Below are 16,097 nucleotides of genomic sequence, written 5' to 3'. Positions count from 1 at the left end.
ACTACTGATTTTGGTTTTGATTCTGTTCTTTTTCCATCTTCTCTTCCATATCATCGTCTTTTTTCATTTTAAAATAGATAATGGTTGCTAAGCCTAACCATATGAAAGGCCATGGAACAAACCACCAAAATGTTTCTACAGGAAATCCAAGCATATATTCACCTCCCATCTTAATAGAATCTAGCTATTCTAAACCTTTGACATAGTATAGTAATAATTGGACAGTCATACATTGGACACATTGTTATTTAGTGCCAAAAACCTTTAGTCACTATGTCTTGCATATCATTTTCAACGAAATGATTTATGCTAGAGATTTACTAACAAACCTAGAGAACGTCTTATATCCTTGTGCAATATGTGCTACTCACGCTTATAAAAACATCAATATTTGTAGCCAGTTGAATTCTTCCATAATAAAAGCCATCCGAAGATATTCGAATGGCTATCTTTGCTGGATACTACTATTACATCCTTTCATAAAATCGATATAGAACATTGCTTACTTCTGATAAATAGCTTGTTTTTCATACTCTATTCTTCCATCGATCATCGTCAATTCTACAGTTACATCTTTAATACTCTCTATATCTACTGATAGAACACTTTGATCCAGCACAACCAAATCAGCTAATTTACCCACTTCAATACTGCCTTTTTGTTGTTCATCAAAACTCGCATAAGCACCCATGTATGTATAGGCTTTAATGGCATCAAGCACACTCACTCTCTGACAAATTCCTACATCATGGCCTGAAACAGTTTTTCTATTCACTGCCGCATGAATACCAAGAAGAGGATTATGGTCTACTACAGGCGTATCAGAGGCAAATGCAAAAGGGATTCCCTTTTCTAAATAATCATTTGCTGGATACATCACATTTACGCGATCACCGTAATATTCGAGATAGGCATCACCATTCACATACATGAAAGCGGGGTTAGGAATGACTACAACTCCTAATTCCTTCATCCGTTCCTGAAGATCTATACTAGCTATTCCACCATGCTCAATACGATGCCGGTGATCTATTCGCGGATGTTTCTCTAGCGCCTCTTCAATACAATTCAACACCATTTCAATCGCACGATCACCTTGTGCATGCGCAGTGATTTGGTATCCTTTGCTGTGAGCTTCTCCTAGAACTTCATTCATTCTTTCCTGGTCGTAATATAATATGCCTGTATCTGTCGGGTCACTGTTATATGGTTCTCTTGTGGCTAAAGTGGGGCCTGTACTGCTGCCATCTGTAAAGAGTTTAGCCGGTCCAATTTTAAACCATTCATCGCCATCTCCAGTAACTACGCCTGCATCGATCATATGCCGAACGAATGACTCAGAATCCGTCAATGATCCAATGAGAGCGTAGACACGGTTTTTCACATCACCCGAGTCTATACTTTTTTTCATCAGCTTTAAAATATCTGGTCCCCATCCGTAACTACCGGCATCATGCAAACTCGTTATGCCAGACTCCACAAATATCTGAGATGCTAATTTCAATCCACTTGCAATTTCGTCTGCACTATAGTCTGCTATAGAGAATAGTTGCATATGTGCATTCTCAATCATTTTTCCTGTTAATTCTCCATTTGAATCACGCTCGATCTCACCGCCAGCAGGATTTTCAGACTCCTTTGTGAAACCTGCTAGTTCCAACGCTTTGCTATTCGCGATAGATGTATGATTACAAACTCGAATTATCACAATCGGATGTTCAACAGATATTGCATCGAGCTCTTGTATAGTAGGGAAACATTTCTCTTTAATCGCCTGTTCATTAAAGCCCGTAACCCGGATCCACTCTCCCTTTGGAGTATGCTCCGCTTTCTTTCTCATTTCCTCATATAAGATTTCCAACGAATCAATTTCGAGATTCGCACAGTTTATACCGAGCAAGTTCGTTCCATAAATAGTTAAATGTAAGTGCGGATCTATGAAACCTGGAAGAAGGGATTTTCCTTCCAGGTCGATTACTTTTGTGTTTTCTCCAATAAGCCTACCAACATTCTCATTCTGTCCCACTTCGATGATCGTATGATCTTTTATTGCTACTGCTTCCATAATGGAAGAATCCTTATCGACCGTGATCACTTCTCCATTAGTAAATACGATATCTGCATGCACGATAGATCACCTCTCTGTACTAAATTATAATTGGATTGATCAGCTACGAATATAAGTATCTTCTTCCTCGCTTCTCTCTGACTTTGTCAGCAAACTTACTATGATCATGATAATAACATTCACAATCAGTCCAATTATTCCTGCGTGGATACCGAATGGCGTGGAGTCTGCAACTAGTTGGAAATAGAAATTCAACATCGCTCCCACTACCAATCCACTGATTACTCCTTTTGCCGTTGCTCCCCGCCAATACAAGGCACTGTAAACTCCCGGAGCAAATTGTACAATCGCTCCATAAGCTCCTAAGAGTAAGACAATTAATCCTTGACCTCCGAAAATGGTAATAATATAAGCCAATCCTCCGATGACGAATACACCTATACGCATAATCTTTAAAACGGTCTTATCTGATAGATCTTTGAAAATTGTACGAATCACACCGTCCGTTGTTTCCAAGGTTGCGTTATGTGTAATCGCATCAGCAGATGACATGGCAGCCGCTAGTGCACCTGCACCAACTAGCCCATACACCCAACCTGGTAGATTCATGACAGTAGTGATCAAGAATGGGAGTATCTGATCCGCACTTTCAATCAAATTCGCATCTACAATTCCTTTTGCTGCAAATCCAACCAGCAATAAAGGTATTAAGAATAGCGCGAAAATCGGGTAAACCAATACTGTTTTCTTAATGACTTTAGGGCTGGATGCATATGACTTTGTAAATAGATGTGGCCACATCAAGAATCCAATTACGGATACTAAAATAGTCGTTGTAAATGGTATCGTCCCCATCGTAGATCCTTCTTTTCCTATCTGTAAGAATCCAGGGCTTTCTGCAGCTATATTCGTAAACATGACTCCCACTGAGTCGTGTAACTGATTTACGATCGCTATCCCTACAACCCATGAAATAATGATCATGAGTAACCCTTGGAACACGTCAGACCAAGCCGCAGCTCGTAGTCCTCCTGTTGCCACATAGACAACAACAATTCCGTACGCAAGTAAAGCTCCGAGCCAAAAAGGAATTCTACCCTCTGTCATAATATTAAAGATGTGTGCCATCCCTGTTAACTGGGTAGCTAAATATTGAATAGAAGCTAATAATGCAAGTAAACCAACTATTATTCCGAGAGTCTTACTTCTATAACGAATTCTAAAAAATGAAGATAACGTGTAAAGATTGAACTTCTTTCCAATCTTAGAAATCTTAGGTCCGATAATATACCAAGGTAGTATCGCAAATGCTGTATAGATAATAATATAAAAAGCAGGTGCTCCTTTTTCATAAGCCCAACCAGGTGCGCCTAAAAATGAAAATGCACTAAATACAGCTCCCCCCATCAAGAACCACATGACGATTAAGCCTAATTTACCTCCTGCAACAGCAAATTCATCTAGGGAACTGGAATCTTGGCCCTTACCCGCCCACACTCCAACAACCAAGGCGATTACCAAATAGCCAATCATAATAATTAACGCAATTTGCCAATGCTCCATCATTCATCACCTTCTTCTAACTTATGGTCCGGATCAAATCTATACAAAATTAAAACACCTAAAAATGTTAATAAAATTAATAGAATGATATAGAAAAATGAAAAAGGTAGTCCCATAACGATAGGAGTAGCTCGGTTTGCTAACTCGAATAAAGGGAATATTAACAATAAAAAAGGAATAGTAACGATCACTATATAAATAGTATTGAACTTCTTTTTGCTCATCCAATCCCTCCATTAACTATATTCTTTTTGATTTATTACGTTTTACAAGCCATTCTATAAACAGTCTTATAGAGTAGCTCCACTCCAAGCGCAATATCCTCTGGCGAACTATATTCTTTCGGGTTATGACTAATACCATCCTTTGAACGAACAAAAATCATCCCGTAGTCACACACATAGGACATTTCAAGCGAGTCATGAAAAGGGCCACTCATTAATTCCGGTGGAGTTAAATTCATTTCCGCACTTTCTTCTCTCATTATCTGCATAATATTTTCATTACAAAATCTAGGTTCATTTCGCGTATCTTCACTGACTTTATAAGACAAGCTATGTTCAACTGCAATTTTTTCTAGCTCTTGAAGGAGAACTTGTTCAATTTGATCCCGTCGACTTTCATCAATATCCCGCAAATCAACTGTAAAAGTGACTTTTTCAGGAATGATATTACGAGAGTCAGGAAATACTTCCAAACTTCCGACTGTACTAACTGTTGGTGCTCCGGGAACCTCTTGGGCTAACTCATTTAGCTTTACAATGACTTTAGCGGCACCTACTAAAGCATCTTGACGCATAGGCATCGGCACAGATCCAGCGTGACCAGCTAAGCCTTCCATTTCAACAGTCAACCATAAAGGGCCAGAAATACCCGTAACAATTCCAACAGGTTCATCTTTGGCTTCCAATACAGGTCCCTGTTCAATATGAAGCTCTAAAAATGCTGCTATTGTAGAAGGGTCAATAAGGGACTCTTGAAACTTTGATGGGTCACAACCAAATTTGATGAGCGCCTCACGCCTTGTCACTCCATTCTTATCACTCCGTTCGAGCTCTCCCTCCTCTAATTTCCCTAACATGCCTCTGACACCAAACAAGCCCTTATTGAATCGTGATCCTTCCTCATCAGCAAAGGCATATATAACAATAGGTATTTCAGGCTTTATTTCCTTATCGTGTAGCGTTTCCAACACTTCAATCGCCCCGATTACTCCAAGCGCCCCATCATACCTTCCACCATAAGGTTGCGAATCGATATGTGAACCAATTACTAAAGCTGGCGAATCATTCGCTACCCCATCCATTCTCCCGATTAAGTTTCCAAATTGATCAATCTCCGTCTTTAAACCGATTTGATCCATATACTTTTTCACATGTAACACCGCTTCTTTATCTTCAGGTGAGTGTGCAAGTCTGGAGACTCCAGTGGAACCAATTTTCCCTATTCTTCCTAAAACTTGTAGATTATCATTCAATCTACCTGCATGAATTGAATATGTTAACGCCTTCATTTAGACACTCCCCTTTGAATTAAATCTTTCCGTTACTTGGTATGCATACAGTTGTCGCAATTTTCATTACACTTCATATAAAGGTATTGCATAGTTACACAAACGGATAGTCTTATACAATTTTGAATACCACGTGAGAACAGACCAGCGTAGTAACCTCGCTTCCTCTTGTAAATAAAGTCCAAGCGTTTACATTCTATGCATATGATAATAACTTGTACTTTATACAATAATGATTGTCCTACGAAGCAGTTGGTTACCGGACCATGTGAGTCAACTACTCTATTACATGGGGCATCTGATCTATCGCGGGCCGTAAACGCTCTATTACGCGGGATTTCCGCTCTATCGTGGGCCGTATACGCTCTATCAGGAGCCACAACTGCTCTATCACACAGGATTTCCGCTCAATGGTAGACCGTATACGCTCTATGATGTCGGCTATCCGCTCTATAGTGTCAACCGCCATGTCACATGGGACATCCCGCTCTATTGAGGCCCATAACCGCTCTATCACATCAGCTATTCGCTCTATAATAGCCCGCAAACGCTCTATCACAACGACTACTCGCTCTATAGCAGTCCGCAACCGCTCTATCACACGCCATATCCGCTCAATCCCCGCCCCACCACTCTCCCACCCACAAACCCCTCCAAAACAAAAAAGCCCCCCAGCCAAAAAATCTGGCCAGAGAGCTTCCCCTAAACTAAATCTAAAACTCACTCTTTAATTAACTCCAAATCAACCGGAATATCTGCGTCTACGTCTTCGCCGTTCAACATAGCAACCGCTGCTTCCATTGCCTTAACCCCAATCTCCTCGGGCTTTTGTGCAATCGTTGCAGACAACTTACCGTCTTTGACCGATTTAATCGCGTCGTCTGTTGCGTCGAATCCAATGACTGTAATATCCTTACCAGCTGACTGAATCGCTTCCAATGCACCTAACGCCATCTCATCGTTATGCGCGAATACGCCTTGAATGTCTGGGTTAGCTTGTAAAATATTTTCCATGACCGTCAAACCTTCTGCACGGTTAAAGTTCGCTGTTTGTTTCGCTACAATATTCACTTTGCCGTCAACCGCTTCGTTAAAGCCGGCTCCACGGTCACGTGCTGCGGATGAACCCGCGATCCCTTCAAGCTCTGCTACTTGTGGGTTATCTTCGCCAAGCAACTCGATCATGTATTCTCCAGCTAACACGCCGCCTGCTTTATTATCTGAAGCAATGTGGGATACAACTTCTCCACCTTCTGCTCTGCGGTCTACTGTGATGACCGGAATGTTCGAACTGTTTGCTGATTCCACCGCAGATACAACTGCTTCAGAATCGGTTGGGTTAATGATCAACAAATCTACACCTTGTTGAATTAAATCTTCTACGTCACTTGCTTGTTTCGACGCATCATCTTGTGCATCGACAACGATGACTTCTGATCCAGACTCTTTCGCCTGTTCCTTCACGCCTTCACTCAATGTTACGAAGAATGGATTGTTTAGCGTCGATACCGAAAGCCCAACTTTATACGCTTTTTCGCCTTCATTTCCAGCCTCGTCTTTTTCATCTGATGAAGATTTGGAACCGGGTTGTTCTAATGAACATGCAGCCAAAACGAGGACGACGGCCATAAGTAGTAACCATTTGATATTTTTCATACAATTCACATCTCCTTATGCGGTTTTTTTGCGATCTAAGAGTACTGCGATTAATATAACTGCACCCTTTACAACCTGTTGGAAGAAAGAGGATACGCCTATCAAATTCAAACCATTATTCAAAACACCAATAATCAATGCACCAATCAATGTACCGACAATCCAACCGCGACCGCCAGTTAAGCTTGTCCCGCCAAGTACAACGGCAGCAATGGCATCGAGTTCAAACATATTACCTGCTGTTGGCTGTGCGGAGTTTAGGCGTGATGTCAAAATTAATGACGCAATTGCCGTTAGACCGCCTGCCAATGAATAGACATAAATCTTCACTCGATCGACATTAATTCCGGAAAGACGTGACGCTTCTTCATTACCACCGATCGCGTACACACGGCGTCCGAATGTCGTTTTCTTCAATATAAAGTACAGCACTGCAAAGGAGATGGCCATCGTGATGACCGGAACCGGGATACCGAAAATATATCCTTTACCGAGCATTTGGAATGTGAATGAATCGCCAAGCCCTGAAATCGGACGTCCTTCAGTATAGACTAAAGTCAATCCACGGAATATCGTCATCGTCGCAAGTGTCGCGATAAATGGCGCGACCTTCCCTTTCGCAATGATCAACCCGTTGATTGCACCGAGCAACACACCTAGTAATACGCCAAGTAGCATGGCTAAAATTGGATCCATACCGCCTGACATCATACCCGCTGTCACGGCACCGGTTAATGCGAGAATCGATCCAACTGATAAATCAATTCCACCGGTTAAAATAACAAATGTCATCCCGAACGCAATCAATGCGTTAATGGACACTTGACGCAATACGTTGAACAAGTTGTTCAGCGTTAAAAAACTTGGACTCATTACGGAAATAATGACGACGATCAATAATAAACCAATGAACGGTCCTAATTTCTGTAATGACGATTTCATATTAGTCTTGGACAACTTTGTCACCTCCTGTTGCAAAATGCATAATTCGTTCTTGTGTCATTTCTTCTTTCGGTAAATCTGCCATCAACTGGCCTTCGTGCATGACGAGCACGCGATCTGCCATGCCGATTACTTCCGGTAGTTCGGATGAAATCATTACAATCGCGACTCCACGCTCAGCCAATTCATTGATGATGCTGTAAATCTCTTTCTTCGCTCCAACATCGACGCCTCTTGTCGGTTCATCCAAAAACAGAATATCCGGCTCAATACCAAGCCATTTCGCGATGACTACCTTTTGCTGGTTACCGCCACTTAACGACTTGACGATTTGTTCAGGTCCAGACGTGCGAACACCGAGACGTTTAGACATCGTGTCATACAAGTGATTCTCTTTCGTTCGTTGAATAACCCCTGAATTAGAAATTCGATTGAAGTTCGTCAGGCACATATTTTCCCGCACCGAAAATTCGAGAATCAACCCTTCAGATTTCCGGTCTTCCGTAACGTATCCAATCCCAAGCTTCTTCGCCTGCAAAGGATTCGTAATAACGACTTGCTCCCCGTCAATGAAAACCTTGCCCGCAGTCGGTTTCTTAAAACCGAAAATCGATTGAATCACTTCCGTACGACCAGCACCCATTAAGCCGGCGATCCCGACGATTTCACCTTTTCGCACTTCAAACGACACGTCTTCAAAATAGTCATTGCGCGAGAGACTTTCTACTTTCAATTTCACATCGCCTATTTCACACGCACGCGCTGGGAATCGTTCGCCCAATTCACGTCCGACCATCATCTGCACGATCTCATCAAACGTCGTATCCTTTATATTCCGCACACCGACGTATTGACCGTCTCGCAGAATGGTAATGCGGTCGCACATCGCGAAAATTTCTTCCATTCGGTGCGAAATATAAACGAATGAAACGCCTTCAGCTTGCAACGCGCGAACCGTTTTAAATAACGTTTCAATTTCACGATCCGTCAGTGCTGCAGTCGGCTCATCCATCACAATCAGTTCAGCATTAGAAGAAACCGCCTTCGCAATCTCAATAATCTGCTGTTTACCGACAGATAATTCACGCGTGATGGTACGTGCATCAACATGCAAGCCTAACTTCGATAGAATTTCTTCTGCTTGACGATTCATTTCCTTCGTCTTCAAAATTCCTGTTTTCCCGAAAGTCTTTTCTTTCCCTAAATAAAAGTTCTCCGCAACTGTCAAGTCAGGTAAAATATTGAGCTCTTGGTGAATAACCGCAATGCCCGCAGCCTCGGCTTCTTTAGCATTCTTGAATTCTACTTTCTTCCCTTTGACGTAGATTTCTCCTGAATCACGCGTATAGATCCCTGTCAAAATCTTCATCATCGTAGACTTCCCTGCACCGTTCTCTCCCATGAGCGCATGAATTTCACCTTTGACTACAGTAAACTCCACATTGTCGAGTACTTTATTTCCATTAAAACTTTTCGATATCCCGTTCATCGCAATCATCTCTGCACACCCACTTTCAGAATATGACGCCTGACTGTACGATAATATTGGCATAAGGTGTCGACTCTCCTGTACGAATAATAACTTTCGATTGTCTTGATTGTTGTTTTAATTGATCATGTGTCAGCTCATCTATCGGACATTCTAGTTGTGTAATTTCATTATAGATTGTTGGGTTCTCTGCTTTTATTTCGCCTGCAATATATACTTTTTCTGCTTGAAAGTCTTTCAGTAATTCCAATAAAATCTCCGTGAATCCTGGTTTCCCAAGCGTATACGAAAGATCGATGCACGGAACACCTTCAGGAATCGGCAGACCGCAATCTGCAATCGTCAATTGATCGGTGTGACCCATTTTAGCCAGCACAGCCGCCATATCGCGATTGATCATGCCATGCTTTTTCATCGACTCTCCTCCAAACGCGCTTCCACTTCTTCAACTGAAGGCATGCCACCTTGTGCGCCGAACTTTTCTACAGAAAGGGAAGCGGCCGCATTCGCGAAACGAACCGCTCGTTCCAGTTCCATTCCCGCTACTATTCCATGTGCAAGGGCTCCGTTAAACGTATCACCTGCGCCTGTTGTATCCACGACATTTGTCTTAAAGCTTTCTACGATGACATGCTTTTCTCCATCAAAGAATCGCGCACCGTCGTCGCCTAAAGTAATAATTAAACGGTTCGGATACTTCTCTAAGGCGCTCACCATATCCATGCCGAAGATTTGTTCACATTCCGTTTCATTCGGCGTTAAATATGTAATTGAAGGCATCATATCGAGCTCGAATCCGCCCGCTGGAGCAGGATTCAACATCACCGGAACACCAATCGCTTGGCACTTCGCTAATGTATAAATAACAGTAGGAATCGGAATTTCCAATTGAAGCATCACCAAGTCACTGCGCCTGAGCTGGTCTTCTATTTCGTCAATATGAGACGGCATCAACAAAGAGTTGGCACCTGGTACGACGATAATCCGATTATCCCCTTCTGACAACAAAATATTTGCGATGCCAGAAGCTCCGTCTACAGTCGCTACACCGGTGACGCCGACTGTATTTTGTTGAAGATTATTTACAATACTCGTACCAAATAAATCATTTCCCACACACCCAACCATATGTGTTTCACTGCCAAGTCGCGCCGCGGCAATTGCCTGATTCGCACCTTTTCCACCCGGCACTGTATCGAACACATTGCCAAGAACCGTCTCGCCCTGATCAGGGAAATTCTTCGTGCCAACGACCAAATCCATATTGGCACTGCCAATCACCGTTATCATCATGCTTCACTCCTTGTTGTTTGGCGAATAAGCAACTCTGCCGGAATCAATACTTCACGCTCCGTCAACTCTTGCCCTTCAATTAATTTAATAAGCATCCTCGCTGCCATCGCACCGATTCTATACAAGTCCTGCGCTACCGTCGTTAAACCTGGTGTTAATTGGCTCGCCAACATCGTACCGTCATACCCAACGATTTGAAGCTGACTCGGTACATGAATCCCCGCTGAATACGCAGCTTTCATAGCGCCAGCTGCCGTCACGTCACTGCTCGCAAAAATTCCGTCAATCGGCACTTCTTGCAACACCTTCTTCACCATTGTCTCCGCTATATCAAAATGGAACGGACATTCAATTACATGTGTTTCTACATTTTTACCCTTCACTGCATCAGTGAACCCAGCAAATCGATCATCGGCAGGACCTAATCCCGATGGCCCCCGCATACAAAGAATCTGTGTGCAACCACTATCCAATAAATGCTGCGTTCCAATACGAGCACCTTCGCGGTTATCCGTCGCAATATACGGGATCGACGAATGAATTCTTCGGTCAATCGCGACAATCGGAATATCCAAACCCATATAATGATCCGCTTCCGCATGACTCGTCGCAACGATGAAACCCGCCACATATTTCTGTTGTAGCGTCTTAATATAATTAATTTCCTTCTCCAAATCCTCATCCGAGTTACACAAAATCACTGTGTACCCGTACGCTAGCGCAACATCCTCGATCGCACGCGCCAGTTCCGGGAAAAACGGATTGACGATATCCGGAACAATCAAACCAATAAAAGTAGATTGTTTCGTACTAAGAGAACGGGCAATCATACTAGGCTGGTAGTTCAACTCATCCACCGCCTTAGCAATCACCCGTTTCGCCTCTTCACTTATGTATCCTTTATTATTTAAATAGCGTGAAACAGTCGCTACTGAAACGCCAGCAGCCTTAGCCACATCCCGTATATTTGCCAACTATTTCACCTACATTCTGTTCTATGTGGTACCGGTTACACATAATGATAACAGACTAGGTTTTTTAGTGTCAATAGTGAACTAGTTTTGCGTCGGGTGGGGTTTATTGAGTGAATATTAGGTTAGATGCGGGAGTATTGTTGTTGGGGGATTTGGGGGATTGAGCGGTTGTACAGCTGCATAGAGCGGGTGGCGCGGGCTTTAGATCACTTGAGCCCACACATTGAGCGGCAGTGGACTTGGATTGAGCGAATGGCGCGGGCTATAGATCACTTAAGCCTACACATTGAGCGGACGGCGCGGGCTATAGATCACTTGAGCCCACACATTGAGCGGCAGCGGACTTGCATTGAGCGGCAGCGGACTTGCATTGAGCGGATGGCGCGGGCTATAGATCACTTGAGCCCACACATTGAGCGGCAGTGGACATAGATTGAGCGAATGGCGCGGGCTATAGATCACTTAAGCCTACACATTGAGCGGCCGCGGACTTGCATTGAGCGGGTAGCGCAGGCTATAGAGCGCTTAAGCCCACACATTGAGCGGCCGCGGACTTGTATTGAGCGGATAGCGCAGGCTATAGAGCACTTAAGCCTACACATTGAGCGGCCGCGGACTTGTATTGAGCGGTTAACGCGGGCTATAGAGCACTTGAGCCCACACATTGAGCGGCAGTGGACATAGATTGAGCGGATAGCGCGGGCTATAGAGCACTTGAGCCTACACATTGAGCGGCCGCGGACTTCCATTGAGCGGATAGCGCAGGCTATAGATCACTTAAGCCCACACATTGAGCGGCCGCGGACTTGCATTGAGCGGATAGCGCAGGCTATAGAGCACTTAAGCCCACACATTGAGCGGCCGCGGACTTAAATAGAGCGGATACATATCTACATAGAGCACTTACCCCAAACAATAGAGCACTCACCGAACAACAATGATCACTTCCCTTCCACACAATCTCCAAAGCCAATCAAGATGTCTTGTCTATACATATCTATAGAGGTAAAATGAAATTAGAGTCATAGATAATATCCATAGAGGAGAGATCCGCATGACGAAATATCGAGAAAACGAAACTGTCCAATATGAAATACCTGTGGACTTACGCAAAAGTATAGATTACGTCAGTGGGAATTTATTTATTACAAATCAACGTTTCATCTTCCAGCCATACAACATGCATTTTAAAAGAGATATTTTGGAGTTCAATATTACCGACATCAATAATATTGACTCTTCTTACGTGTTGGGTATTGTCCCAAACGGAATTACCGTCGAGTTAAAAGATGGTACGCTGCATACATTTGTTTTAGAAAGTTCACTTTTTGTGAAGTGCGATGATATTATCAAGACGGTTTGGGATTTGATGTAAATATAATGAAGTTTGAGAGAGCTGCCCAACTCGCGGACAGCTCTTTTAAACATTATGGCGCGGTTCCTCCCCCAGCTCTCCAAACAAAAAAAGACTGCCGCTAGAAGTCATCACAACAAACATGACTTCCAGCGCAGTCTTTCTATCTATCGAATCATTTCCATCACATCACAATATTACTTTCCTTCGCCTTCTCAATAAACTTATCACTCGATTTATTGAAGAACTTCTTCAATCCAAGTCCTACTACGAGCGATAGCGCGAAGTAGATCATTAAAAAGAGGATTTGTTTTAACGCTACTGCCCAGATAATTCCGCCGATCGATTCACGCAATAACGTAATCGCATGCGTGAATGGCATAAATGCAGAGATCTTTTGGAAGAACTCTGGTGCCATTTGGATGGGGAATGTCCCGCCTGATGCACCGAGTTGCATGACCATCAACACGATCGCGATCACTTTACCCGTGTTACCGAATACGGACACGAGCGTGTAGACGATGGAAACGAATACGACACTGATCAGTACACCGAATAATACAAATGGTATCTTGTCGACGACGTAGACATTCATAATGAATAACTCGCCGAGTGTGACGATCAACGACTGAACCGCACCAATACCCGCGAAGATAATTAACCGTCCAAGATACGTTTGATAGCTCTTGAAACGTGTCTTTTCTCGGATATCCACTTTTAGCGTGGATACCATGAGCAATGCGCCCACCCACAATGAAAGGGTCGTATAGAATGGGCTCATTGCGGAACCGTAGTTTGGAATCGGATATAAGGCATGTTCATTTAAGACGACCGGTTCAGCGAGAAACTTACTGACGCCTATCGGATCCGTCGAGAGAACATCTAATAATTTATCCAAGTCCCCTTCATCTTCTAACTTACGGATTTTTTCTGCCATTGTTTCAATCGTATCACGAGCTTCTGGGAAGAGTTGCTGAGCTTTCTCCAAATCTTTTTTCCCAAGAACCACTCCTGCATCCGCTTTTTCAAGCGCAGTACGTAAACGTGGAATCCGTCCATTTACTTCATCTAGTACGTCGGACACGTCATACAACGCATTGGTTGCATCACGCATCGCGGATTTATACTTTCTCGTCAAATCACTATTGACGAAATCGATAGCTTCACCAACTGAACGATCCAATTCGCCTGATACACGATCGACTTCGGCCAAATGCCTTTTGCCGTTCGCTTTCGATTCATTGATCCGACCAACTAAACCGTCAACGGATGAATTGGCAGATGACAAGCTTTCTTGAACCGTTTTAATTCGTTCGATTTCGCCAGACAGCTTATCCGAATTAATGAATTTCTCAAGATCCTTTAATCCATTGTTAATGGAACCAATTGCTGAAAGTCCATTATCGATTCGGCCGACCATCGTTTGAAGAGCACCGATCGTAACCTCAGGATTTTCTGCTGTCTCTAGTAAGCCTGCGAGCTTCTCATCAATTTCTGTCTTCGATGCTTGTAGTTCATTGAAGCGATCACGCAGTCCCTCATCGAAAGTTTGTAACTGTTCAATCGCATCTTTTATCGCTTTTTGGCTATTCGCATCAAATTGATTTCGTGCATCGACAATCTTTTGCTGACTCGCCTGTAGCTGTCCTTGAAGTTGATTCAACAACTCGAGGCTCGGTTTCTCGCCTTTATTGATGGCAGCTTGCACTTTATCGATAGCTTGTTTAGTCGATGATAACTGATCACGTAACGCGACGAATCGTTGTTGCAGACCGCCAAGTACGTCACTGCCTGTCACTTTACCCGCAGCTTCTAAAACAGAAATCACAGAATCCACTTTTCCAATCTGACTTTCTATTGCAGTGGACATACTGTCGAGTTGTTCTTGATATTGGCTGAAATCAATGGATTCACGCTTATCGATCAAGCCTTGAACGACTTTCTGCGCATCGCTATTCACTTCAGTCGCACGATCCAATAAGCCCGTAATATTCGCAGACAGCTCATTTAGCTGCTTCATCAGCTTTTGAGTTTGCGGGGATAATACATTTTCGTAATTGCCTTTAATTTTATCCATATCTTCAGCGAGTTTATCCGACAACGATTGTGTTTGCGTAATTAAATCGGTCGCTGGATTTTTACCGCTCTGCAAATCGGAAATGATCGTTTCCAAATTCTTTTTCAGACGGTTTAAGTCTGTGGCGCTTTCATTCAAGGAGCTCTGCAAGTCTTTAATATTTGTTGAGTCTTTTAGATTCTGATCCTGTTTTTTCAAATACTCATAAATATCATCTAAACGTGCATTCGTATCTTCCAATTTGCCTTGCTTATCACGTAGCGAATCGACAATACGATCGACGTCTTCCCCTTTGCCTGACAGTTCACTCGTCAAATCAGGTACTTTACGGAATGCTGTTTGCGCACTCTCCAAGTTGGATGTAATGACGCGCAACGTGTTATCCACGGTTTTTTCATTCTCTTGCAACTTACTGATCAAACGTGCATTCAACTTTTTCGCATTGGCATGCACCGCATTGACGTCGTCAAGCACAAGATCTACGCGATCGATAGAAGTATCTGCAAAATCCAAACCTTTATCTACCATCTGTAATTTCGAATAAATATCTGGAATATCATATTCCAATTGATAAATTAAGTCACGTAGCTTTTCAATATTTCCACGATTGCCTTCCAGTTCAATACCTAAATTATTGAATACCTTAATGACTGCCTCATTCGTTTGTTCAACGAATGTTTTATCGATATTTTCTACGATAGCAGACGCACCTTTCCCCGCAACTTTCGGGGAAATTGCATTGATTTTTTCGTTAATATAATAATCTAATGTTGGCTTTTTCATATCGTCTGTAACGATACTGCTTAAATTCTCTGAGAAATCTTCTGGAATGATGATCGCAGCATAGTAATCACCGTGTTTCACGCCTTTTAACGCTTCCTCTTTCGTTACGAACTGCCAACCGAGATCATCGTTGGTCGTCAGCGAGACGATCACTTCATCTCCGACATTGAATTCCTTGTCCTCGATTTTCGCCCCTACGTCTTCACTGACGACCGCAACTTCCACGCCTTTCGTATTGGAATACGGATCCCACGACGCGAGGATATTCATCCAGGCATATAGCGAAGGTAGAAACGCAATCGCCGCTATGACAATGAGTGCTGCTTTATTCTTGAAGATATTTCGGAGATCCCGTCTGACTATAAACCATATTTTATTCATTTCG

General features: G+C 43.0%; 13 protein-coding genes. 1 reads left to right on the top strand and 12 read right to left on the bottom strand.

Features of this window, described 5'->3' with window-relative positions:
* Window position 1: 1 nt before the first annotated feature.
* The 11 genes from CSV68_RS17290 to CSV68_RS05755 all read right to left on the bottom strand — a co-directional run bounded on the left by CSV68_RS17290 (window position 2) and on the right by CSV68_RS05755 (window position 11,498).
* Complete coding sequence (locus tag CSV68_RS17290) at window positions 2-154, bottom strand: hypothetical protein (protein ID WP_199168610.1); 153 nt, start codon at window positions 152-154, stop codon at window positions 2-4.
* 348 nt (window positions 155-502) lie between these two features.
* Window positions 503-2,128 carry an amidohydrolase gene (locus CSV68_RS05805; protein WP_099661679.1) on the bottom strand — a complete coding sequence of 542 codons (1,626 nt, stop codon included), beginning with the start codon at window positions 2,126-2,128 and terminating at the stop codon, window positions 503-505.
* Between the two features lie 39 nt (window positions 2,129-2,167).
* Entirely contained in the window at window positions 2,168-3,631 is a 1,464-nt protein-coding gene (locus tag CSV68_RS05800; RefSeq protein ID WP_099661700.1) for a sodium:solute symporter family protein, read from the bottom strand.
* Window positions 3,631-3,855: a hypothetical protein gene (locus CSV68_RS05795; protein ID WP_099661678.1), complete on the bottom strand. Its 225-nt coding sequence runs from the start codon at window positions 3,853-3,855 to the stop codon at window positions 3,631-3,633. The genes CSV68_RS05800 and CSV68_RS05795 overlap by 1 nt, the downstream gene beginning before the upstream one ends.
* Window positions 3,856-3,890: 35 nt before the next feature.
* Complete coding sequence (locus CSV68_RS05790; RefSeq protein ID WP_099661677.1) at window positions 3,891-5,144, bottom strand: M20 family metallo-hydrolase; 1,254 nt, start codon at window positions 5,142-5,144, stop codon at window positions 3,891-3,893.
* A 720-nt stretch (window positions 5,145-5,864) separates the two neighbouring features.
* Window positions 5,865-6,800 (bottom strand): ribose ABC transporter substrate-binding protein RbsB, encoded by a 936-nt coding sequence (gene rbsB / locus CSV68_RS05780; protein WP_099661675.1) that lies wholly within the window; start codon window positions 6,798-6,800, stop codon window positions 5,865-5,867.
* Between the two features lie 15 nt (window positions 6,801-6,815).
* On the bottom strand, window positions 6,816-7,757 hold the full coding sequence (gene rbsC / locus CSV68_RS05775) for a ribose ABC transporter permease (RefSeq protein ID WP_099634028.1): 942 nt from the start codon (window positions 7,755-7,757) through the stop codon (window positions 6,816-6,818).
* Window positions 7,744-9,240 carry a sugar ABC transporter ATP-binding protein gene (locus tag CSV68_RS05770; protein WP_099634029.1) on the bottom strand — a complete coding sequence of 499 codons (1,497 nt, stop codon included), beginning with the start codon at window positions 9,238-9,240 and terminating at the stop codon, window positions 7,744-7,746. Before CSV68_RS05770 ends, rbsC begins: the two co-directional genes overlap by 14 nt.
* A gap of 16 nt (window positions 9,241-9,256) precedes the next feature.
* Complete coding sequence (gene rbsD, locus CSV68_RS05765; protein ID WP_099661674.1) at window positions 9,257-9,646, bottom strand: D-ribose pyranase; 390 nt, start codon at window positions 9,644-9,646, stop codon at window positions 9,257-9,259.
* A complete protein-coding gene (rbsK, locus tag CSV68_RS05760; RefSeq protein WP_099634031.1) occupies window positions 9,643-10,521 on the bottom strand; it encodes a ribokinase in 879 nt (292 codons plus the stop codon). Before rbsK ends, rbsD begins: the two co-directional genes overlap by 4 nt.
* Entirely contained in the window at window positions 10,521-11,498 is a 978-nt protein-coding gene (locus CSV68_RS05755) for a LacI family DNA-binding transcriptional regulator (RefSeq protein ID WP_099634032.1), read from the bottom strand. Before CSV68_RS05755 ends, rbsK begins: the two co-directional genes overlap by 1 nt.
* A 1,054-nt stretch (window positions 11,499-12,552) precedes the next feature.
* On the opposite strand from CSV68_RS05755, the gene CSV68_RS05750 reads away from it, so the two are divergent.
* Complete coding sequence (locus tag CSV68_RS05750; RefSeq protein WP_099661673.1) at window positions 12,553-12,873, top strand: GRAM domain-containing protein; 321 nt, start codon at window positions 12,553-12,555, stop codon at window positions 12,871-12,873.
* Between the two features lie 163 nt (window positions 12,874-13,036).
* Here the strand turns inward: CSV68_RS05750 and CSV68_RS05745 are convergent, their stop codons facing one another.
* Window positions 13,037-16,093, bottom strand: a complete 3,057-nt coding sequence (locus CSV68_RS05745; RefSeq protein ID WP_099661672.1) for a YhgE/Pip domain-containing protein — start codon at window positions 16,091-16,093, stop codon at window positions 13,037-13,039.
* Window positions 16,094-16,097 lie beyond the last annotated feature (4 nt).

This window comes from Sporosarcina sp. P29, assembly GCF_002743265.1.
Lineage (GTDB): Bacteria > Bacillota > Bacilli > Bacillales_A > Planococcaceae > Sporosarcina.
The sequence above is the reverse complement of the archived record's forward strand: the minus strand, read 5'-3'. Positions and strand labels throughout refer to the sequence as shown.